Origin of the sequence: Aeribacillus sp. FSL M8-0254 (genome assembly GCF_038008845.1) — a bacterium.
GTDB classification, from domain to species: Bacteria; Bacillota; Bacilli; order Bacillales; family Aeribacillaceae; genus Aeribacillus; species Aeribacillus composti.
Genome location: NZ_JBBOZY010000001.1, coordinates 3,294,472 through 3,316,849, shown reverse-complemented (window position 1 = coordinate 3,316,849; position 22,378 = coordinate 3,294,472). Strand labels below are relative to the sequence as shown.

Sequence of the window (22,378 nt, the reverse complement as noted above, 5' to 3'; positions counted from 1 at the left end):
ACTTTTATTTTTGAGTTCAATCATAAAGGATGTGCAGTCAAATTGAACGATCGAAAAAGACAAGTAATGGAAGCGGCGCATACTCTTTTTGTTGAAAAGGGATTTGTGAGAACATCAGTTCAAGATATTTTAGATAAAAGCGGGATATCGAAAGGGACATTTTATAATTATTTCTCATCGAAAAAAGAACTTTTAATTAGTATTTTTGAAAAGATTAAAATGGAAACAGATCAGCGGAGAATGGAAGTGTTGGCTGGCAGGCAAGCAAACGATAAAAACGCGTTTATCGAACAAATTCAAGTCAAGATGGAAATCAGTAAAGAAAATAAACTATTCGCTCTGTTTTATGGTGTGCTGATGTCAGAAGATGAAGAGCTTAAAGGATTGGTGCAGCAGTATCATTTTGATGAACTTTGCTGGGCACAGAAGAGGATTGCAGAAGTATTCGGGGAACAAGTACGTCCCTATTCGGTTGATTTGGCCGTGTTGTTATATGGAATGGTTCAAAACACCATTCATTTCGCTGTCACTGCCGGAGCAGAAATAGAAATTAACAGCATAATCGCTTATTCGTTGAGAAGAATTGAAAAAATAGCGGAAAATGTTGTGAAAACGAAGGATCAGCTATTTGATCCGGATATAGTAGAAAGGCTGGAGCCGGAAGAGGCTTTGAATCGGAAAAAGAAAAAGGAATCCCTTTTCAATCAAATTGATAAAATAAAAAAATCGGCAGATGAGGAGCAAAAGGAATTGCTATCCTTTCTAAAGGAAGAATTGCAATCTTCTGTTCCGCGGCGAGCGCTGATTTACGCGGTGATGTCCCAAGTTGATCAGAAGAAAAAGCTTGAGCATTTGGTCGATGAGGTGCTAAGATTTAATACTCAAAGGTCTATAAAAGGCTGAATCGTTTTGCCATTCACTTACCAAAAGACTTGGATATAATAATAGGAAATGAAGTTTATTGGAGAGATTAGCGTGCAATTAAATTCCAACAAGATGATTGAAGCCTGTTTGCTAGCTGGTAAAATTATGCTTGAAAATGGAGCGGAAACGTACCGTGTTGAGGATACGATGCAGAGGATGGCTACATCGCTTGGTATAAAGCAGTCTCATTGTTTTGCTATGCCCACTGGAATTATATTTTCCATTGACGAAATGGAACAGACAAAACTTGTACGTGTGCTGGAACGGACAATAGATTTAAATAAAGTTGCGATGGTGAACAACATTTCTAGAAGGATGGCGCAGGGTGAAATATCTGTTGATGAAGCTTTGCTGGAACTGAAGCAAATAGACGAATCAAAACCTGAATATCCAGTTTGGCTGCAATTGACCTCTGTTTCCATCTTGAGCGGCTGGTTTTTAATCATGTTTCAAGGAAAGTGGGCAGATTTTGTTCCTGCCATGATTTCAGGCGGTTTAGGTTTTACATTTTTACTTTATGTTCATCGTTTTGCTAAAATTAAATTTTTTTCAGAGTTCTTAGCATCGTTTGTCATTGGATTTACAGCCATTTGGCAGGTGAAGCTGGGCATCGGGACAGATTTAGATAAAATTATTATCGGTTCTGTCATGCCTCTTGTGCCGGGGCTGCATATCACGAATGCTGTCCGCGATTTGATGGCAGGACATTTAGTGGCTGGATTATCAAAGGGAGCTGAAGCGTTTTTAACAGCTTTTGCGATCGGGTCAGGAATTGCCATCGTTTTATCGATTTATTAATTGAAAGGATTGTTGTCATGCTGTCACAACTTGCAGCAAGCTTTATTGCAGCATTTGCATTTGGAATTATTTTTAATGTACCAAAAAAGACGTTATTTGCATGCGGAATTGCGGGAGCAGTTGGATGGCTTTCGTATTTATTCTTGATTCATTTTAAGATGGATTTAATTATCGCTGCATTTATTTCAGCGCTTCTTGTTGCCTTCATTAGTCACTTGTTTACGAAAATGTATAAAGCGCCGATCATCATTTTTTCTGTTCCAGGTATTATTCCGCTTGTCCCAGGAGGGATTGCGTATGATGCCATGCGCCATGTAGTCGAGCAAGACTATTTTACGGCGATTGAACTAGCAGCTAAAGCTTTTATCATATCAGGAGCTATCGCCATGGGACTAGTGTTTTCCGAAGTATTGAATCGGATGATTATGAAAATTATTCGGTAATAGCTCTTTTCAATTAGTTTACCGGTGCACATTTGCCGCTTAGGGAACAAATTTTTATACATGTCAGTTTTCATGGTCTTGCTTAGCTGATTATGTTTTTTTTAGGTGGGGGCGGTAGCTCTTTTCAATTGATTTGCCGCCTAGGAATAAATTTTTTTACATACTAGCTTTCATAGACACGCTGACCGGACTATGCATTTTGAGGTGGGGAATCGTTCATTTCAACTTGATTTTTGAGGTGGGTAGTAGCTCGTTTCAATTAGTTTGCCGGTACATTTGTCGTCTAGGCACGAATTTTATACCATACTAGCTTTCATAGGACACGCTGGCTAGGCTATGCTTTTAAGGTGGACAATCGCTCATTTCAACTTGATTTTCCGAAGTATTTGTCGTCTAAGAAACAAATTTTTATACATACTAGCTTTCATAGACACGCTGACCGGACTATGCTTTTTGAAGTGTGCAATAGCTCTTTTTCAACTAAATGTCGGTGTTCGCTGATCTGATTATACTTTTTGAGGTGAGCAGCCATGCTTTATCAAGTTTTTGTGTATGGAACGTTGTTAGTCGGGGAAGCAAATCATCATGTTGTAGAGCCCTATTTAATCTCTTGCAAAAAGGGGCATGTGAAAGGCCGACTGTATGATGTAGGAGATTATCCAGCGCTTGTTCTTGATGAAGGAGAAGACGAAGTTGCCGGTGAATGGCTCATTGTGACAGAAGAAGGATTAAGGCAAATGGATTTGCTGGAGGATTTTTTAGAAGGCCGGCCGAATAATGAGTATGAGCGTGTTTGGGTCAAGGATAGCCGGCAAAATATAGAAGGTTTTGTTTACGTATATTCCTTGGAAAAAGCGCAGCATCTTCCTATCATATATTCCAATTCATGGCGAGAGCATCGGAGAAATCAAAAGTAAAAGGCTGATTCAACACATTGCTTTTCAGCGATGTTGAGTCAGCCTTCTTTGTATAGTTTTAGTATTGATTGTGAATGATGAATATGTTTTCTTGTTCATTACATTTGATTGACGGGATTGTGGCATTAGCCCACAACTTCCTGAAAGTAGCCGGCATCCGCCAGCTACTTTCAGATAAAAATCGAAAAAATATAAAAGCAAGTGGAGAGAAACGAATTGTTTTTCTCCACTTGCTTCATTTTAGGGACTTATCGGACAGCCCCGGTGTTTAAACAGGCAGAATGAACCATCCTGCCTACATTATTTCAATTTGATGAGCTGTTCATATTTTTCAAGAATTAGTTTTGTTAACGGGTCGTTTTCGTCAAGCTGGCTGTACTGCTTCAAAGCTGCAGCTGCTCCTTTTGTTTTAATGATTTCTTGCAATTCGACTGCCTCTTGGTCTTCTTTATAGTCAAACAATAGCGCAGCTGATACGGCTGTTGCAAGATTTTCAGGTTTTTGACCGAATTCCATTAATCTTTTGGCTGGTAAAATTAATCGGTCGTTTGCGCCAAGCTTGCGAATAGGTGATCTGGCTACTCTAGTGACATGATCGGAAATTTGTTTGTTTTCAAATCTAGAGATAATCTTATCAATATATTTTTGATGCTCGGAACGATCAAAATGATAAGTTTTCGCCAGCATGTCGCCGGTTTCAGCTAGCGCTCCTTCTAAAATTGGGCGGACAAACGGGTCCAATACAGCTTTGTCGATTGTTTCTATATTTTTGAAATAGCCTAAATAAGCCGCAGTAGCATGTCCAGTGTTGACAGTAAATAGCTTGCGCTCAATATATGGATTTAAGTCGTCAACATAGGTGATTCCTTGAATATTTGGCAAGCTTCCTTTTATGTCTGTTTTTTCCACGACCCATTCAAAAAATGGTTCAACAGAAACTTTTAAAGGGTCCTCGTGGGTTTGTAATGGAACGATGCGGTCGACAGCGGCATTAGGAAAGCCAACATATTGATCCAATTTTTGTTTTTCTTCATCTGTAAGCGATTTGCGTACCTCTTCTTTTAATAATTGGCTGCCGCCGATCATATTTTCACATGCAATAATGTTTAAAGGCTGGACTGACTGTTTAAATCGTTCCTTAAGTCCTGAAGCGATTGTCGGTGCAATGATTTTTAAAATATTTGGACCGACAGCCGTTGTAATTAAGTCAGCTTGGCAAATGAGATCGATGACTTTGTCAGTTTGTTTTGCACTGTTAATTCCTTTTACACCTGTGACGGTGATTGTTTCTTTTTTTTCGCTGGCTAATTCGATGATATAACTTCCTCTTTTATTTAGCTCAGAGATTAGATTTTCATTCACGTCAAGAAAATATATTTCATAGTTAGCTTGATTTAGAAGAGCGCCGATGAATCCTCTTCCTATATTTCCAGCGCCGAACTGCAAAGCGATCATGTTTATTCCACCTCATTGAATAAATTGATTAATTCTTCTTTAGTTGCTGCATTGATGATACGGTCAACATTTTCTTCCTCTGAGCAAAGGATGGCGATTTTCGACAAGAGCTCCAAATGTTCGTTGTCTTTTCCGGCAATTCCGAACACTACTTTAGCAATGTTGCCTTCTCCATATTCTACGCCTTCAGGAATTTGAATAATGGAAATACCTGATGTTAAAATGTCTTTTTTTCCTTCGTCTGTTCCGTGTGGAATAGCTATATGGTTCCCCATATATGTGGAAGTGATTCGCTCTCTTTCAAGCATTTTACTGATATAATGTTCGTTCACATAGCCGTTTTCCACAAGAACCTTTCCGGCTAATTTAATAGCTTCCTCCTGATTGGACACCTTTGCATTTAAAACAATGTTGTCAGTTGTTAGTATTGGCTTCATCTCACTCACTCCAATTAAAAAATTTTTCTTTCATATAATGATGGAAAATCACATTCAGTTTATGATAGACGGCTGTTTCATCTCCGCTTTCAAATAGTGTTAAACTGCTATTGCTCTCAATAATAGATGAACTGATTTGGCTTAATATTTCCAGCTTATTTTGAGTTAGCTGTTCAGGAGCTAAAAGCAGCAATATCCGGCTGATTTCCATCGCATTTCCGTCCATTCCGAGGACGTTGTCCGCTTTGTCCAAATCATAAATACGAAATAAAGGAATCAATACTTCTTCATCTTTTAAATGAAATAAAGCAATTTTTGTCCCGGGAATTCCCAATCCTCCTTTTTGTTCTCTCGCCAAAAGCTTCTTCGCAACGGATTCATCATTTGTGATCAATTTTTCTTTATGCAATGTGCGGGCGATTTCCAAAAGATTTTTTTTATGCTGTCCTGTATTTTCAAGCAAGCTCACATTGAAATGGAGCAAAACTGTTTTGATAATATCGCCCAGTTCAAAAAATTGATCGATGATGTGAATCATATCGTTTGAAGGATTTTTCCGGAAAGGAATGACCGGAACATTGTTTTCGCTTCTTTTGAATTCTGTCAGCTTTTCATTCATGTACCTTTTTATTTTGGCGATATCATGCTCATTTAACAGCGGGTTAACTGTAATATATGGCACATGACGATACGGAAGATCGGTAGTTGAAATAATAATATCGTATTGGCTGACATCCAGCTTTTTCAAATCAATAAGAGAAGCAATATGAATGTTTTCTATTTCAGGAAATTCCTTGCGAAGTCTCGTTGCCAGCATTTTGGAAGAACCGATTCCGCTGGGGCAAACAACTAATCCTTGCAGCGAAATATTCTCCATCTTTGATTCTAAAGCGGAGCCAAAATGCAGTACGAGAAATCCAATTTCATCCTCTGATAACTGAAGATCATAAAAGATTTTTTTTACCCCTTCTTCGACAGACGCGAAAAGGGCGGAAAATTTTGTTTTGATCTGTTGCAGCAGAGGATTGTGCGTATGAATCTTCTCTTTTGAACGTGTAATAGCAGGGACAAAATGGGCTACCAACCCTTGATATAAAGATTGATCTTCCGTCAAGGGAAAGCCGGTTTTGTTGGAAACAAATTCAATGAGCGCATGGACCTTTCTTGAAATGTCTACATCTACATCAAAGAAGGAAAAATCTTTATCTTCTTTTCTACGCGCACCTAATAAATGAGTCGCGACATAGCCGATTTCCGCTTCAGGAAACTTGATCTGAAAGGCTTTTTCCAATTCTTTGACGATCATGCGGGCGGATTCGAATTCTTTTGTGCCTTTCAATTCTTGAAAAACTTGAGGATCGATATCGATTGTTTCGCCTTTTTGGATTCTTTCCGCTGCCAGCATTAAATGGACTGCAAGAGCAATATAGGCACTGTCCGCAATAGAAAATAAAATGGTTTGCCGAAAATTTTCAAGTACTCCTTCAACCGTTTTTATTTTTTCTTCATCAATGATTTCAAAAATTTTTTCCCTTTTTTCATTTTTCTCTTCTTTTATCTGCCTTTCAATTGCTTGCAAAAAACTTTTTTCATCCAATTTCTCCATTATAATGTTTCCAAGGAGAGCCCTCTTTCCATTTTCTGGTCCAATGAGTTCTATTCCGTATCCTCTTTTTCGGATGAGCTTCAAATCAAATTGAGCAATCCATTCTTCGATTTGATCTAAATCATTGCTTACGGTTGCAGAAGTGACGTTTAATTTTTCAGCTAGTGTAAACAGTTTTAGAGGCTCGCTGGCCTCTAAAAGTGAACATAGGATAAGCACTTTTCTTTCTTCCTGGCTAAAGTCTGTGTGCTCTCCAGATCGGATATCTTTTAATAAATTTTGTTTCCGCAGCGATGGACCGAATAAGCGAATTCCTTTTCCTTGCAGGCTGTCAATATAAAGACCATATTTTTTTATCACTTTTTTTATATTTTTAAGCTCCCGGTGAACTGTTCTTGAGCTGACGTTTAATCGTTCAGCGATCTCTTTTGTGGAAATGTGTCGGTCCTCCTGCAGCATTAATTCGATGATTTCCCGTTCTCTCGCCCGCAAGTACATGGAATTCACCCCTTTTAAAGTGCGCAGCTGTGCAATCTACTTATGACTGTTCTTTTAATTTTTCTAGCAGTTCATCGTACTTAGGACTGTTTAAGAAATTCTCAACAGAAATGTGTGTTGCATTAGGAAGCTTTGCTTTTGCTCTATCTGTTAAATCTTTATGTGTAAATACAATGTCTGCGTCATCAGGCAAATTGTTGATGGCAGTGTTTGTTACTTCGATATTTAACCCAGCTTTTTTGACTTTGTTTCGCAAAATGGAAGCGCCCATTGCACTGGATCCCATGCCTGCGTCACAAGCAAAAACAATCTTTTGGACATTGGCTAATTCATTTTCTTGCAGCTCGGCATCTTCGCTGTCTTTTTGCGCTTGATTTGTGAGCATTTCTGCTGCTTTGCTTTCTTTACCTTTTAATTGCTGCATTTTCTCTGCTGCTGCTGATAAGTCTTCCTCGCTGTCTGCTTTCGCTGCTTTTAAGATGATGCTTGAGATGAGGAATGAAACAGCAGTTGCAACAATAACACCAGCCAACACACTTATATAATGTCCTTTTGGAGTCATAATCATTAATGCAATAATACTTCCCGGTGAAGGCACTGCCACAAGTCCGGCATCAAAAAGTAAGAATGTTAACACTCCGCTCGCTCCGCCGGCAATAGCAGCTAAAATTAATAATGGTCTCATTAAAATATAAGGGAAGTAAATTTCGTGAATTCCGCCCAAAAAGTGAATAATGGCTGCACCAGGAGCAGTTTGTTTAGAATTTCCTTTTCCAAACAGCATATAGGCAAGCAAAATTCCTAGACCTGGCCCTGGATTCGTTTCAAGCAAAAATAAAACGGATTTGCCTGTTTCTGCTGCTTGTTCAATTCCGAGCGGGCTTAAAATTCCATGATTAATCGCATTATTTAAAAACAGCACTTTTCCGGGTTCGATAAATATACTTGCGAGTGGAAGCAGGTTGGCATCGACAATGAATTTAACTCCACCTGCCAAAATGCCGCTCAAAGTTACGACAATCGGGCCGATTCCTAAAAAAGCAATAATCGTTAAAATAGCGGCGACAATACCAGCTGAAAAATTGTTGACAAGCATCTCAAATCCGGATTTAACTTTTCCTTGGAACAGTCTGTCCACTTGCTTTATAATATACCCACCAAGAGGGCCCATTATCATGGCACCTAAAAACATTGGAATGTCCGCTCCAACGATTACTCCCATCGTTGCGGTTGCACCCACAACTCCTCCGCGCAGATCATACACCATGCGTCCGCCGGTAAAACCAATTAGAAGCGGCAACAAATATTGTATCATCGGATTCACTAGTTTTGCTAAAGCTTCATTTGGTGTCCAACCAGTCGGTATAAATAACGCAGTGATGAGTCCCCACGCAATAAATGCGCCGATATTTGGCATAATCATTCCGCTTAAATAACTGCCGAATCTCTGTATTTTTACTTTAAGATTTGATTCTGCCATTGTGTTCACCCCTTTTATTTTTTTAGAATAATGTTTCTACATTTTAAATTTTAAAGCGTTATCATTGCGAGTCTCAATTTAAAGAAAAGTCAAGTTTGTCACTTTTGCTGCTGACAAAATTTATTTGAAGTTTAACCAAACGCATGCTTTTTATCCTTCTTTTTAGCTATTTTTTGGCATCTATCAGATGACAAATTTCCTGTATTTTATTACTATAAATGTAACTTCTATTTTCTGTATAAGGTGCTTGAAAATGGAATCGTATTATGTGGAGGGTATCGTAGTGGGGATGAAAAGACACGAAGCTCTGGAAGAGATTGAGAGAGTGCTGGGTATACGGGCTGTTGAAGTGCTGACTCATGTTGGAGAAGAATACTTTCGCTCCCTTGTTAAGTATATTGCAGAAACATTACATGCGCCAATAGTCCTTGTCGGAGAAGTGGACGAAACATCTTCAAAAATAAATGTACTAGCAATGTATCGAAACGGAAATTTGTCTGATGGAGATGTTCAGCCAATACTAGCTTTGGAAAGTTCTTTAAAGGAAGCGAGCTTTTACGAAAAATTTATTCACCAGTTATTCTCTAGATTAAAGGGAGATATAGAAGGCGCCGGTTATTTGGAAATGCCTCTTAAAAGCTACAAAGGGGAGATCATTGGGCTCATTTTTATTATAAACATAGAGACGACGGAGACAAAGGAGAAAGACGAAACGATTTTTCGCTTGTTTAGGGATCGGACTGCGAAGGAAATAGCTAGGAATAAAAAGGAAAAAAGATTATTAAAGCTGGCACACTACGATTCGTTGACTAATTTATTAGAACGGGCTACTTTTCGAAAAATGGTTGATGAAGAAATAGGAAAACATCCTGAAATAAAAAGAGGCTTTTTCTTTATTGACATTGACAATTTTAAAATGATCAATGATTCTTTCGGGCATAAGAAGGGAGACGAGCTGTTAGTCAAATTTGCAAAACGATTAAAAGATATAATGAAAAACGAAAACGCGCTTCTTTGCCGCAATAGCGGCGATGAATTTGTCATCATGCTGAGAGATGTAGAAAAGGATCAAGTTTATAATTTGGCTGCAAACCTTGTCAATGAGCTTCAATATCCACTAATTTTAGGAGAAAATGCTGTGTTTATCACAGTAAGCATAGGAGTTTCTTTTTTTCCTGAGCATGGCCACAATGCAGACACACTGATCCATCATGCTGACTTAGCCATGTATGAGGCAAAAAAGGATGGGAAAAGCACATATCGCTTCTATCAATCTTTTATGGAGCATCATTACGAACGTTTTCTCCTGAAGCAGGAGCTGCGGCGCGGTATTGCCAATAACGAGTTTGTCTTATATTATCAGCCGAAAGTTGACATCATTCAAAGGCGAACCATCGGGTTTGAGGCTTTAGTTCGATGGAATCACCCGGAGAAAGGGTTTCTTTCCCCATCAGAATTTATTGAGTTGGCTGAAGAAGATAATACGATTGAATTGATAGGAAACTTAGGATTGGATGAAGCGTGTAAACAGCTTAAATGCTGGCAGGAGGAATTTAGTAATAAACAATTAACGATTGCGGTCAATATGTCGGCACGTAAATTTTTTCATAGTGATTTAGTTCATCAAGTCCAGGAATCGATTTCAAAATACAAGCTGCCGTATTCTTCGCTTGTCATCGAAATAACGGAAACAACGGCCATAAAAGATTTTGAACATGCGGTAAAAATTATTCAAAAGCTCCAATCATTAGGTGTGCACATTCATCTGGACGATTTCGGCAAAGGTTTTTCCTCTCTTTATTATTTGAATAGACTTCCTGTCAATGCAATTAAGATCGACCGTTCGTTTATACAACAAATCGGGCAGGGGCAAAAGGAAAATCCAATCGTCAACGCCATCATCGCAATGGCTCATTCTCTAAATTTGGATGTCATTGCAGAAGGGGTCGAAACAAATGTTCAGCTCAAATATTTGCTAGGGAAGGGCTGTCATATTATGCAAGGATACTATTTCAGTAAACCTTTGCCAGCGGATAAAGCCGGGGATTATTTAAGAAGAATGTAAATAATGATTCACTTCTGCCTCCATTTCTCAAACCGTTTTGGGAGAGGAGGCATTTATATTTTTGGGATCGGCGTGTTATCAGAGTGCGTTTTTTCATATAAAAGATGCCGGCATATCGAGTCCGGTCTTTTTGTTTTGTAAAAATGTTTATGTGTTTGATAGACTGTGTTATGTTAAGGGAAGATCCCGTAGATTATGTATTAGTATATTTTGAGAAAGAAAGGATGAGAGAAAGGTTTTGCGCATTTTTGTGTATACAGTTTTGATAGCTATTTATATTTTATCTCGTTTTTTTCATGCTCCAGTCATAAGCTATAGCACTGGAGCTGTCGCTTTGGTAGCACTCGCAATTTCAGCGGTTTATGCCAGAGGACTATATCTCATTTCAGGTGCCATATTTTTATTGATTGGATTTGTTTTATTTATTCAAAGTAAGCAGCCATGGCATACGTTTATTTTGCATTTTGAGCAAGTGCTTGGTTTGCTTTCATTGTTTTTCGTATTGCCATTTATGAATTCCATCATTCGTGTCGGAAGGTATGATAAACATTTAAGCTTGTTACTTCAGGATCAAGCTGCTGATCTGAACCATTTATATCGGCGAAGCTCAGGAGTTTGTCATATACTCGGTCTATTTTTAAATATTGCTACAGCCCCCCTTCTTATTAAATCATTAAATGTTATCCTGCGTGATTTGCCCAAAAAAGTGCTAACGAAATTTTATTCGCAAAACTTGCTGCGCGCCTATGCTTTATGTCTTACTTGGAGCCCGATGGAGGTGATGGTGAGTTCAACGATAGACATTACAAAAGTGCAGTATTTTATCATTTTTCCAATTTTGCTTTCGATGGCAATCATAATGCTTGGGTTTGATTGGCTCATGTCTTCGTATAAATATCAAGGTATCCAACTCGCCTTTCATACGCCTCATTTTTTTAATAAGAAAAAGGGTTATAAAAAAGCTTCTGAATTAATCGGAATGCTGCTTTTGTTTATTTTCATGGTGTCGACTGTTCAATATTTTTTACAAAAAGGTTTTCTGTTTTCTGTTGTATTGTTGATTATCCCATTTTCTACCATTTGGTCTTTGTTTATTAAAAAAGGAAAAAGATATTTTACAGTTGCAATCCAGCATTGGAAAGAGCGGACAAGGGGATTAGCCAATTACTTTTTCATGTTTTTGGGAGCAGGTTTATTTGTAGAAATGCTGGCAGACTCGCAATTGCTATCATTTTTAAAACCTGTTTTTGAATTAGGAACTGAAAAGACGTTGATTTTATATAGTACAATAGGACTTTATTTTTTCATTACATCGTTAATTGGTTTTCACCCTTTAGTAGGTTTTGCTTTATTGGCAGAGCTCTTGCAGCCGTTTTTAGTCGACATACCATCAATTCCACTATCCATTGTGTTAATATGCAGCAGCTTGTCGACTGTGATGTTCAGCCCTTTTAATATATCAGTATCAATTTTGTCTGATGAATTAAACGCACAATCTTATCGGATCGGTTCATGGAATATGATTTTTGCATTAGGGTACATTGGGTTCGGCATTGTGGTAGCATGTTTTATTGAAATGTTTTTTATGTATTGACACCGTTTACAATAAAACTTATAATCTTCTTAAAAAGAGATTATTTCCAAAATTCTCAACAATAAATATTTTTTAGATCGATCTAATAGAATTTTAGATCGATCTAAAGAGCTCGGATATTGGATCGATCTAATAGAAGAGTAAACAGAGCCAAATCGATGTGATAAGCAGGTGATTAGATGAGAAAAGCTCAGCCATTTATTAACGGATGTTGGATCAATTCGGGGCGGCCAGTAGTACAGGTGCGGAGCCCTTATTCTGGCGAAATAATCGGTGAGCAGCTGCTGTCAACAAAGGAAGATGTTGAAAATGCTTTATCCTCAGCATTTCAAGCAAAAAAAGAGATTGCAGGAATTCCAGTTTACGAGAGAGCCAATATTTTAAAAAAAGCATCTTCCTTGCTAGACAGCAGAAAAAAGACATTCGCAAAATTTATTTCCGAGGAACTCGGCAAGCCATTGAAAAACACATTGGATGAAGTATCCCGCTCGGTTGAAACATTGGAACAATCAGCGGAAGAAGCAAAACGGCTGATCGGAGAAACGATACCGGGAAGCGCTTCGCAGCGTGGAACGAAAGCATTGGCCATGACGTTTCGTGTTCCGGTTGGGGTTGTTGCAGCTATCACCCCATTTAATGCGCCGTTAAATCTCATTTGTCATAAGATCGGACCTGCATTTGCAGCCGGAAACAGTGTTGTGTTAAAGCCTGCTCCTCAGACGCCTTTAATTGCAGCGGAACTGCTGAAGCTTCTGCTTGAAGCAGGCTTTCCAAAACATGGTATTAATATGGTGCTAGGAGGAGCAGAAGTCGGTCAGCAAATTGTTCAGGATGACCGGGTCAATGTTATTTCGTTTACAGGTGGAGTTGCTGCCAGCCGTAATATATGTGACTTGGCTGGAATGAAAAAAGTGCTGTTAGAGCTAGGAGGAAATGCCGCAACCATTGTACACGAAGATGCTGATTTAAAGAGAGCGGCAGCTTTATGTGCCTTAACAGGCTACAGCAATTCCGGTCAAAGCTGCATTTCCGTTCAAAGAATTTATGTACACGAGACTGTCGTTGAGCCGTTTACAAAACTTTTCAAAGAGAAAGTGGAGCAATTAAAGGTTGGAGATCCATTATCGCCGGATACAGATATTGGCTGTTTGGTGGATGAACGAGCGGCGGAACGCGTTATGAATTGGATCAAGGAAGCAGTCCAATCCGGAGCCGAGTTGATTACCGGAGGAAAACAGCGGGGGGCGACAGTTGAGCCGACCGTTCTTCTGAATCCGCCGAAGCAAAGCAAAGTTATATGTGAAGAAGTGTTCGGCCCGATTGTCAGCATTATTCCGTATTGTACGATTGAAGAGGCAATAGCGGAAACAAATAATTCGTCCTTTGGACTTCAAGCGGGATTATTTACAAACCGCATGGATGTCATTTATCAAGCAGCTAAGGAGCTGGAAGTAGGAGGCGTTGTAATCAACGGCACTTCAAATTTCCGGCTTGACCATTGGCCTTACGGCGGTGTGAAAAATAGCGGGATTGGCCGGGAGGGGCCGCGTTATGCAATTCAGGAAATGACAGAAATGAAGATGATTGTTTTTCAAGATCCTTATTGAATGAAACAAACATGGTGGTGTACAGATTGATTGAGCTATATGTAAAAAAACCGAACGAACTAGAGCTGCGGCATAACAACTCAGTTCCAGCTCCAAAAGGCGATGAGGTAAAAATTCAATTAGTATATGGAGGGATTTGCGGTTCTGATTTAAGTGTTTATAAAGGAAAGCTCCCTTATGCAAAATATCCCGTTCGCGCCGGCCACGAACTTGTTGGGGTGATTGTGGAAAAAGGGGAACAAGCTTCATTTAAAATTGGAACAAGGTGCGTTGTTTTACCGAATACATTTTGTGGAGTATGCGATCAATGCCAAAAAGGTTTGACAAATATATGCAGAAACAAGAAATCGTTAGGCGTAAATATTGATGGAGGGTTTGCCCAAGAGTTTAACATTTCTTCCAAATATGTTTTAGCAGTGCCTGATGACTTGCCGAATAAAAAAGCAGTTCTCGTAGAGCCGCTCGCAGTTATCGTCCATGCCTTTAAAAAGGTCAATGTGGAAAAAAATATGAAGGCAGCTGTCGTCGGCTGCGGGAATGAAGGAATGCTGGCAGCGGCGCTCGCCCATTATTTAGGTGCAAAAGTGACAGCGATTGACATCAATCAGCACAAGCTTGATTTAGTTAGAGAAATCGGTGATATTTCAGTTTTCTTGCCGCATGAGATTGAATCGCTTGAAACGTTTGACGTTGTATTTGAAGCAGCCGGTACAAAGGTTTCAGTTGAAAGCGCTGTAAAATTGGTGAAGCCAGGAGGAGCTGTCGTTTTGATTGGGCTGGCGCAGGAGGCGAATTTTCCGATTGTCCATATTGTGCGCAGTGAAATCACAATATATGGTTCAATAATTTATCAATTTCCAGATGACTATTTGCAAGCGATTGAATATCTACGGGATCCTGAGTTTTCCGTCGAACAAATTGTTTCTAAAATTTTTTCCATTACCGACTACAAGGAAGCTTATGAAACGGCCGCTTCCGGAAATGCTGGAAAAGTTATTTTAAGCTTTAAGGAGGCAGAAAAATTATGAAAAAGCTGGTTTCCGATCAACTCGTTCAATATTTGGAAAACCGCGGGGTTGAACATATTTTTGGTCTTTGCGGCCACACAAACATTGCTGTTTTAGCCGCTTTAGAAAAAAGCTCCATCAAGTTTGTAAATGTAAGGCATGAGCAAATTGCTGCACATATGGCAGACGGGTATGCGAGGGCAAAAAAAGAAGCGGCAGTTGTCTTAAGCCATCTTGGACCAGGATTGACGAACGCTGCAACAGGTGTTGCAAATGCCGCTTTAGATTCCATTCCGATGGTTGTCATTGCAGGGGATGTACCGAGTCATTTCTATGGAAAGCACCCACATCAAGAAATTAACCTGCATGCAGATGCATCCCAATACGAAATATACCGCCCGTTTGTTAAACGTGCGTGGCGGGTTGAACGGCCGGATCTGTTTCCGGAAATTTTAGAAAAAGCATTTCAATTAGCTGAAAGCGGAAGACCAGGACCTGTTTTAGTATCTGTGCCAATGGATATTTTCTCGAAGGAGGTCGATGTTGCTTTATTTGAAAAATTGAATCATCATACGAAAAAGTTGCATAAGCCTTCTATCGATAACGAGACTGCAAAAGAAATTGTCGAGAAACTAATCAAGGCGGAAAATCCATTGATTTATGCTGGAGGAGGCATTATGCTAGCCGATGCTTCCAAAGAATTGAAGGAATTGGCTGAACATTTTGACATTCCTGTTGCCTACACATTAATGGGCAAGGGAGCCATTTCAGACGATCATCCATTAGCCTTGGGCATGACAGGCTTCTGGGGAACAAAATTTGTAAATGATATGTGTTTGCATGCAGATTTGATTTTAGCACTCGGCACAAGATTTTCAGAGGCGGATTGCAGCTCCTGGGAGCCGGAATACACCTTTAACATTCCGAAAACGAAATTGATTCATATTGATATTGATCCGAACGAGATTGGAAGAAATTATCCGACTGAAATCGGAATTGTGGCAGATTTAAAACAAGCGCTTTCCGTAATAAACCGGGTGGCGAAAGAGTTCGTTCCAAAGGGAAAAGAAAATAAAGAGCTGAAACAGAAAATTTCTCAATATAAACAAGAATTTCGTAAACAGAATGAGGAACATATTCGCAATGACTGCTATCCGATGCGTCCGGAGCGGATTTTACAAGAAGTTCGTGAAGTGCTGCCAAGAAATGCTTTTATAACAACGGATGTCGGCTGGAATAAAAATGGGGTTGGACAGCAATTTCCGGTATATGAAGCGGGCACTATTTTCACGCCTGGGGGCTATTGCACGATGGGCTTTGGTGCGCCCGCAGCATTAGGAGTAAAAATAGCGCATCCAGATAAAGTGGTCGTTTCATTAGTCGGTGATGGAGGCTTCGGACAAAATCCGGCGCTTCTTGCCACCGCTGTTGAAGAAAATATTCCGGTTGTCTGGGTGATCATGAACAATCATGCTTTTGGAACCATAGCCGGACTGGAAAAAGCCCACTTCGACACAACCTACGGAACGGTATTTCGAAAAGATGGAAAGCCGTATTCACCTGATTATGCAGCCATTGCGAAGGCTTACGGTGTGGAAGGTGTAAAAGTTCAAGCTGCAGCGGAATTCAAGCCAGCATTGCAGCGGGCCATTGAAGCAAATAAACCGTTTGTGATTGATGTGGAGATGATCAATGTACCAACGCCGACAGCAGGACATTGGAATATTATGGACATCTATTCCCCGGATAGGAAAGTTCACCATGTTTCAGTGGATTAAAACATTTCCAATTAAATTATGAAGGAGGAATTGATTATGCCGAAAACGAGCGCAGGCATGAAAATTAAAGTTCTTGATCCTTTTCAAGACGCTAAAACATTATGGTTAGGGCTGGATAAGCCGGAGTTGAACCAGATTCGCAAGGTTTTCCAGCTGATTACCCCGCAAACTGTAGGATCTAAACATATTATGGCTGGAATTACGATTTTTTCCCCGGGGGAAGCAAGCTCCCTTCACAACCATCCAGAATCTGAAGAAATGGACGTAGTTATAAAAGGTTCAGGAGAAGTGGTTGATGGAAATGGAAACCGCCGTCCATTTAAAGAAGGAGACTATATGTTCATACCCGAGGGCGAATATCACCAGCATGTTAATACAGGAAATGAACCGCTTTGGTTGTTATGGTGCTATAGCCCGCAAGGAAGCCTGCCAGAAGATTAAAGAAGCAATTTTTTGCAGGAAAACAAAAACGATCATTTTCAAAAAGATGGACTAAGAAAGGGGTTATTGACAGGGTAGAAATGAGGATAATCCATGCCATGTCAGCCCTTTTCTGCTCCCCAAACGCCTAGTTATTAATAAAATCAAAACTATAAACTTTTCGAAAATCAAATTGATTGTAAGATAGACCCCCATGCCGAAAAAAATTCGGCACCATCGGAAGGATGAAAACGAATATTGTCGAAATAACTCCTTGCAGCTGGGGTCATGAGGTCGATGCATCTATGGTACGCAAGAGTCCGAAAGATAGACGGACCCCAGTAGCCTGGTGCACCACGGAATGTCGCTCCCGAGTTGGGAAGCACGCAGGATAGAATGCTTCGTCATAGGCTACTGCACCAGCTGAAGATGAAATGAAGCAGGGAGGGAAAGCGATGAAGGTATTATATGAACGTTGTTGTGGAGTAGACGTGCATAAAAAATCCATTACCGCTTGTACCATCACCCCTGAAGGAAAAGAAATACGAACATTCGGTACCATGACCGATGAATTGCTGGAGTTTGTGAACTGGTTGAAAGAAAAAGGGGTGACGCACGTGGCGATGGAATCGACAAGCGTGTACTGGAAACCGTTGTACAATTTGCTCGAACTCGAACAAATCGAAACGCTTGTCGTCAATGCCCGGCATATTAAAGCAGTTCCTGGACGGAAGACGGATATGAAGGATGCCGAGTGGATCGCCAACTTGCTTCGCCATGGATTGTTGAAAGGAAGTTATATTCCGGACCGAGCCCAACGAGAACTGCGAGAACTCGTTCGATATCGTCGCAGTTTGATCGAAGAAAGAGCGCGGGAATTGAATCGGATTCAAAAAGTATTGGAAGGAGCGAACATCAAGTTGTCGTCCGTTGTTTCCGATATCAATGGGGCATCGGCACGAAAAATGATTCGTGCGTTGATCGAAGGGAAAAACGATCCGATGGTCATCGCTCAGCTCGCAAAAGGGAAATTGAAACAAAAAGTGGAAGAACTCCAGCGCGCATTACACGGGGTAATCGGCCCTCATCAACGGATGATGTTAGCCGAACAATGGCGGCATGTGGAATACCTAGATGAAGCGATTGCGCGATTAGATCAGGAGATCGAGGAGAGAACGCGCCCTTTTGAAGAAGCGCTGGAGCTCTTAGATACGATTCCGGGAGTCGGGCGGAAAAGTGCGGAACAAATTTTGGCGGAAATCGGAACCGATATGAGTCGCTTTGCATCAGCGAGCCATCTGGCATCGTGGGCAGGCATGGCACCAGGAAACTACGAGAGTGCGGGGAAACGGTTATCAAGCCGAACGAGGAAAGGGAACAAGAAGCTGAGAGCGTGTTTAGTAGAATGTGCCCGTGCCGCCGCGAGAAAGAAGGATACGTATTTATCCGCGAAATATCACCGCATAGCCGCAAGAAGAGGGGCGAATCGAGCGAGTATGGCAGTTGGACGAACGATATTAGAAATCATCTATTACCTGTTAACTCGGAAGGAACCGTATAAAGAATTAGGGGCAGACTATTGGGATCGTCAACGGGAAGCAAAGATCGTGCGTCAAACGGTGAAGAAATTAGAGGGGTTAGGGTACGAAGTGAAGTTAGAAAAAGTGGGTGCATAAGGGAATTAAACCATATATAAACTTTAATACCTTCCTTTGGAAATTATATTCCAAAGGCTAGGTGGGGGTTGTTTTTTGCCAAATTTTGTTTTCAGGATAGGAGTGTGAAAAAATGAAAAAAATTTCTTTCATCTTAATATCTTGTTTGTTGCTGTTAGTCGGATGTTCAAGCGGTTCGAGTTCGGGAGAAAATAATGAATCAGGCTCAAAATCTTCAGAAACTAAAATTATGAAATTAGCAGTGGCGACTACAAAAGAACGCTCTCTCTCAAAAGGACTTTATAAATTTGGTGAAATCGTCGAAAAAGAAACAAATGGATCTATTAAAGTTGAAGTATATCCCGATGGACAGCTCGGAGGGGATTTAGAAGTATTTGAAGGATTAAAAATGGGATCTATTCAAGGATCAACCATGTCGACTGGGCCGATCGCATCTTTCGCTCCAAGATTTAACGTATTGGACTTACCTTTTTTATTTAAAGACAGAGAAACCGCTTACAAAGTTTTGGATGGCGAAATTGGGCAAGAATTAATGAAAGATCTGGAAGGAACAGGTGTTATTGGTATAAACTACTGGGAAAACGGGTTTCGCCATTTAACGAACAACGTCAAAGAGGTTAAAAGTGTCGATGATATTAAAGGATTAAAAATTCGTACGCTTGAAAACAAGCTTCATATTGATCTGTGGAAAGAATTAGGGGCGAATCCTGTTCCAATGGCTTTTACAGAGCTGTTTACTGCACTTGAACAAGGGGTTGTCGATGGACAGGAGAATCCTGTTGGAAACGTTGCAGCTAATAAAATGTATGAGGTTCAAAAGTACATTACAAAAACCGGTCACGTGTATAATGCAAGCCCGTTTTTAATAAGCGAAAAGTTTTGGAAAACACTTTCCAGCGAAGAACAAGAGATCATAAAAAAAGCAGCTGAAGAAGCGAAAGAATATCAGCGTCAGTTAAATGCAGAAGAAGATGAAAAATTATTTAAAGAGATTGAAAAAGAGGGGATGGTTGTTACAGAGTTAACAGATGAACAAAAGCAAGCGTTTATTGACAAAGTACAGCCAATTTATAAAAAATACGGAAAAGAATTTGGTGAAGATCTAGTTGCTAAATTATTGGAGGCAGGCAAATAAATGATGACACTATTTAACTCTTAGGAGTGTGCTCACTCTTAAGAGTTATTTTCCAATTATTTGAAATTGAGGAGGAAGTACGGTTGAAAAAGGTTGCATTTATGCTAGATAAGCTGTTGCAGATATTAATGGCGTTATGTTTAGCATCCATGGCAATTCTCGTCTTTGGCAATGTCGTATTGCGCTATGCTTTTCATTCCGGCATTACATGGTCGGAAGAAATGTCGCGATATCTATTTGTTTGGATGGTGTTTTTAGGAGCCATCGGTGCTTTGAAAGATAACGACCATTTAGGGGTGGATGTACTCTTAAAAAAGCTGCCGCTTGGGGCAAAGCGAATTGTATTTATTTTAAGTAATGCAATTGTTCTTTATGTACTGTGCCTGCTTCTGGATGGAAGCTGGAAGATCACTATGAGCAGTTTGGAAAGCAGAGCTCCTGCCACGAATTTGCCACTCGCTTATGTGTATGGAATGGGTATTGTGGTGAGTATCGGAATGGGAATAATAGTAATATTTAATATTTATCAGGCTCTCTTTCGGCCAAATACGCTTGAAAAGCTTATCCGAATGAAAGAATCGGAAGATGAAAATATGGAAGCGGTTCATGAAGAAATCGTGGAATTACATCATGGGAAAAAACAAGGGATGGCAGGAGGTGAGAGGTAGATGGCTTTTGTTGTTTTTGTCAGCTCATTAATTGGTGTCATGGCGTTGGGGATGCCTATTGCGTTTGCGCTTTTGGTGAGCGGTGTTGCTCTCATGTTTTTTCTGAATATTTTTGACACTCAAATTATAGCACAGAACCTCATTAATGGGGCGAACAGTTTTCCGATGATGGCTATTCCTTTCTTTATTCTTGCGGGAGAATTGATGAACGCAGGAGGCATTTCTAATCGAATTATTAACTTTGCCATGTCTCTTGTCGGTCATATTCGTGGAGGATTAGGATATGTAGCGATCATGGCAAGCGTCCTTTTCGCCGGTTTATCCGGTTCAGCGGTAGCGGATACGGCGGCTCTTGGCGCTATTCTGATTCCGATGATGGTCAAGGCTGGATATGACCGAAATCGGTCTGCTGGCCTCATTGCAGCCAGTGGTATTATTGCCCCGATCATCCCTCCGAGCATACCGATGATTATTTTTGGGGTAACAAGCGGCGTGTCGATTACAAAATTATTTATGGGAGGGATCATTCCAGGGCTTCTAATTGGTTTATGCTTGGTTGTCTGTTGGTGGTTAATGGTAAGAAAAGAGCAGGTAGAAGTCTTCCCCCGAAAATCTGCAAAAGAAGTATTGTCTGCTACCCGTCAGGCTATTTGGGCGCTTTTACTTCCAGCTATTATCGTTGGAGGACTTCGGGGCGGGATTTTTACTCCGACAGAGGCTGCTGTTGTAGCTGCATTTTATGCGTTATTTGTCGGGTTGTTTGTTTATCGAGAACTTAAAATACAAGATTTGTTTAAGGTGTTAGTAGCTGCTGCAAAAACAACAAGCGTTGTAATGTTTCTTGTAGCAGCAGCAATGTTGTCAGCTTGGTTGATAACAGTAGCCAATATTCCATCAATAGCTGCGGATATGCTTGGACCGTTAATCGAGAACAAATTGCTGCTTCTGCTAGCAATTAATGCGTTAGTTCTTTTAGTTGGTACGGTAATGGATTTGACCCCTACTGTTCTGATTTTAACTCCTGTTTTAATGCCTATTATTGAAAAGGCGGGAATCGATCCGGTGTACTTCGGGGTGCTGTTTATACTGACCAACTGCATTGGATTGCTCACTCCTCCAGTTGGTACTGTGTTAAATGTCGCTTGTGGGGTTGGAAAGATAGGAATGGAGGACATTATGAAAGGAATATGGCCTTTTTTACTTGCAGAAACACTTGTTCTTTTACTGCTTATTCTGTTTCCATCCATTGTTACCGTTCCGCTTCAATGGTTTACAGATATGTAGATTTTTAAAGTGTTTACTATCTGATTTAAAGATACTTTGATTGGACTGAAGATATTGTTAATTTGCACATTATTTCAGGAAGGATGGAGCAAATGATTGGCTCCTTTTCTGAAATAATGTGCAGTTTTTTATGATTAAATCTTTTATTTTGCGATTTTCTTCTGATACTCGTACTTGAATGAATTTTTCCCTATTCAAAAAAGCTGTCTTTCGCACATCGAGCTTCACTCTCTTGGTGATATTCCACTGCCTCCAATCGCACGATTTCTTTTTCGAACGGGGCTTTTTTCATTTGGTATCCATACAACAGGCAAAGGTGAATCACTTAGAGCCATCTATGAAACGGTTATATGGCGGCTTCCTCCCGACAGAAGTACATATTTGCTCTATGATCTTGTCTATATATAAACCGACTTCAGCCCATTTTTTCAGGAGATTTGTGGTGCTCCCGCAGCCAGAGGAGAGGTGATTATTTTGAAAGCCGATAATATAACATTTTCAAAGCCATAAAGCCTGGAAATAAACAAATTGACAACGTTTTAAATGTAAAGGTATACTTTTCTCAACTGAATTCGTTGATTAATTG

The 22,378-nt window shown here is 40.1% G+C and carries 18 protein-coding genes; 14 read left to right on the top strand and 4 right to left on the bottom strand.

Annotated features, from left to right (window positions below; genetic code table 11):
• The first annotated feature begins 42 nt into the window (after positions 1–42).
• The 4 genes from NSQ44_RS16085 to NSQ44_RS16070 all read left to right on the top strand — a co-directional run bounded on the left by NSQ44_RS16085 (position 43) and on the right by NSQ44_RS16070 (position 3,082).
• A complete protein-coding gene (locus NSQ44_RS16085; RefSeq protein WP_340857650.1) occupies positions 43–903 on the top strand; it encodes a TetR/AcrR family transcriptional regulator in 861 nt (286 codons plus the stop codon).
• A 48-nt stretch (positions 904–951) separates the two neighbouring features.
• The gene (locus NSQ44_RS16080) at positions 952–1,722 is read left to right on the top strand and encodes a threonine/serine exporter family protein (RefSeq protein ID WP_445659512.1); all 771 of its coding nucleotides are present in this window, start codon (positions 952–954) and stop codon (positions 1,720–1,722) included.
• A gap of 17 nt (positions 1,723–1,739) precedes the next feature.
• Complete coding sequence (locus tag NSQ44_RS16075; RefSeq protein WP_063386829.1) at positions 1,740–2,165, top strand: threonine/serine exporter family protein; 426 nt, start codon at positions 1,740–1,742, stop codon at positions 2,163–2,165.
• Positions 2,166–2,695: 530 nt separating this feature from the next.
• On the top strand, positions 2,696–3,082 hold the full coding sequence (locus NSQ44_RS16070; RefSeq protein ID WP_066250059.1) for a gamma-glutamylcyclotransferase family protein: 387 nt from the start codon (positions 2,696–2,698) through the stop codon (positions 3,080–3,082).
• Positions 3,083–3,382: 300 nt separating this feature from the next.
• On the opposite strand, the gene NSQ44_RS16065 is transcribed toward NSQ44_RS16070, so the two are convergent.
• The 4 genes from NSQ44_RS16065 to NSQ44_RS16050 are packed head-to-tail and all read right to left on the bottom strand — an operon-like array spanning position 3,383 to position 8,558.
• Positions 3,383–4,537, bottom strand: coding sequence for a mannitol-1-phosphate 5-dehydrogenase (locus tag NSQ44_RS16065; protein WP_340857649.1), 1,155 nt, complete (start codon positions 4,535–4,537; stop codon positions 3,383–3,385).
• Between the two features lie 2 nt (positions 4,538–4,539).
• On the bottom strand, positions 4,540–4,974 hold the full coding sequence (locus NSQ44_RS16060; protein WP_340857648.1) for a PTS sugar transporter subunit IIA: 435 nt from the start codon (positions 4,972–4,974) through the stop codon (positions 4,540–4,542).
• A 1-nt stretch (position 4,975) separates the two neighbouring features.
• Complete coding sequence (locus NSQ44_RS16055) at positions 4,976–7,078, bottom strand: BglG family transcription antiterminator (RefSeq protein WP_340857647.1); 2,103 nt, start codon at positions 7,076–7,078, stop codon at positions 4,976–4,978.
• Between the two features lie 40 nt (positions 7,079–7,118).
• On the bottom strand, positions 7,119–8,558 hold the full coding sequence (locus NSQ44_RS16050) for a PTS mannitol transporter subunit IICB (protein ID WP_340857646.1): 1,440 nt from the start codon (positions 8,556–8,558) through the stop codon (positions 7,119–7,121).
• A gap of 289 nt (positions 8,559–8,847) precedes the next feature.
• Here NSQ44_RS16050 and NSQ44_RS16045 point away from each other — a divergent pair, with 289 nt between their 5' ends.
• From NSQ44_RS16045 to NSQ44_RS16000, 10 genes are all read left to right on the top strand, one after another.
• On the top strand, positions 8,848–10,623 hold the full coding sequence (locus NSQ44_RS16045; protein ID WP_340858285.1) for a putative bifunctional diguanylate cyclase/phosphodiesterase: 1,776 nt from the start codon (positions 8,848–8,850) through the stop codon (positions 10,621–10,623).
• A gap of 238 nt (positions 10,624–10,861) precedes the next feature.
• Positions 10,862–12,217 carry a hypothetical protein gene (locus tag NSQ44_RS16040; protein WP_340857645.1) on the top strand — a complete coding sequence of 452 codons (1,356 nt, stop codon included), beginning with the start codon at positions 10,862–10,864 and terminating at the stop codon, positions 12,215–12,217.
• A gap of 179 nt (positions 12,218–12,396) precedes the next feature.
• Complete coding sequence (locus NSQ44_RS16035) at positions 12,397–13,824, top strand: aldehyde dehydrogenase family protein (protein WP_340857644.1); 1,428 nt, start codon at positions 12,397–12,399, stop codon at positions 13,822–13,824.
• 26 nt (positions 13,825–13,850) lie between these two features.
• Positions 13,851–14,852 (top strand): zinc-dependent alcohol dehydrogenase, encoded by a 1,002-nt coding sequence (locus tag NSQ44_RS16030; RefSeq protein ID WP_340857643.1) that lies wholly within the window; start codon positions 13,851–13,853, stop codon positions 14,850–14,852.
• Complete coding sequence (locus tag NSQ44_RS16025; protein WP_340857642.1) at positions 14,849–16,609, top strand: thiamine pyrophosphate-binding protein; 1,761 nt, start codon at positions 14,849–14,851, stop codon at positions 16,607–16,609. Before NSQ44_RS16030 ends, NSQ44_RS16025 begins: the two co-directional genes overlap by 4 nt.
• Before the next feature lie 36 nt (positions 16,610–16,645).
• A complete protein-coding gene (locus tag NSQ44_RS16020) occupies positions 16,646–17,050 on the top strand; it encodes a cupin domain-containing protein (RefSeq protein WP_242009354.1) in 405 nt (134 codons plus the stop codon).
• Positions 17,051–17,484: 434 nt separating this feature from the next.
• A complete protein-coding gene (locus NSQ44_RS16015) occupies positions 17,485–18,705 on the top strand; it encodes an IS110 family transposase (RefSeq protein WP_044899176.1) in 1,221 nt (406 codons plus the stop codon).
• 112 nt (positions 18,706–18,817) lie between these two features.
• Complete coding sequence (locus tag NSQ44_RS16010) at positions 18,818–19,840, top strand: TRAP transporter substrate-binding protein (protein WP_311066534.1); 1,023 nt, start codon at positions 18,818–18,820, stop codon at positions 19,838–19,840.
• Between the two features lie 101 nt (positions 19,841–19,941).
• The gene (locus NSQ44_RS16005; RefSeq protein WP_445659539.1) at positions 19,942–20,508 is read left to right on the top strand and encodes a TRAP transporter small permease; all 567 of its coding nucleotides are present in this window, start codon (positions 19,942–19,944) and stop codon (positions 20,506–20,508) included.
• Entirely contained in the window at positions 20,509–21,792 is a 1,284-nt protein-coding gene (locus tag NSQ44_RS16000; protein ID WP_340857638.1) for a TRAP transporter large permease, read from the top strand.
• The last annotated feature ends 586 nt before the right edge of the window (positions 21,793–22,378 follow it).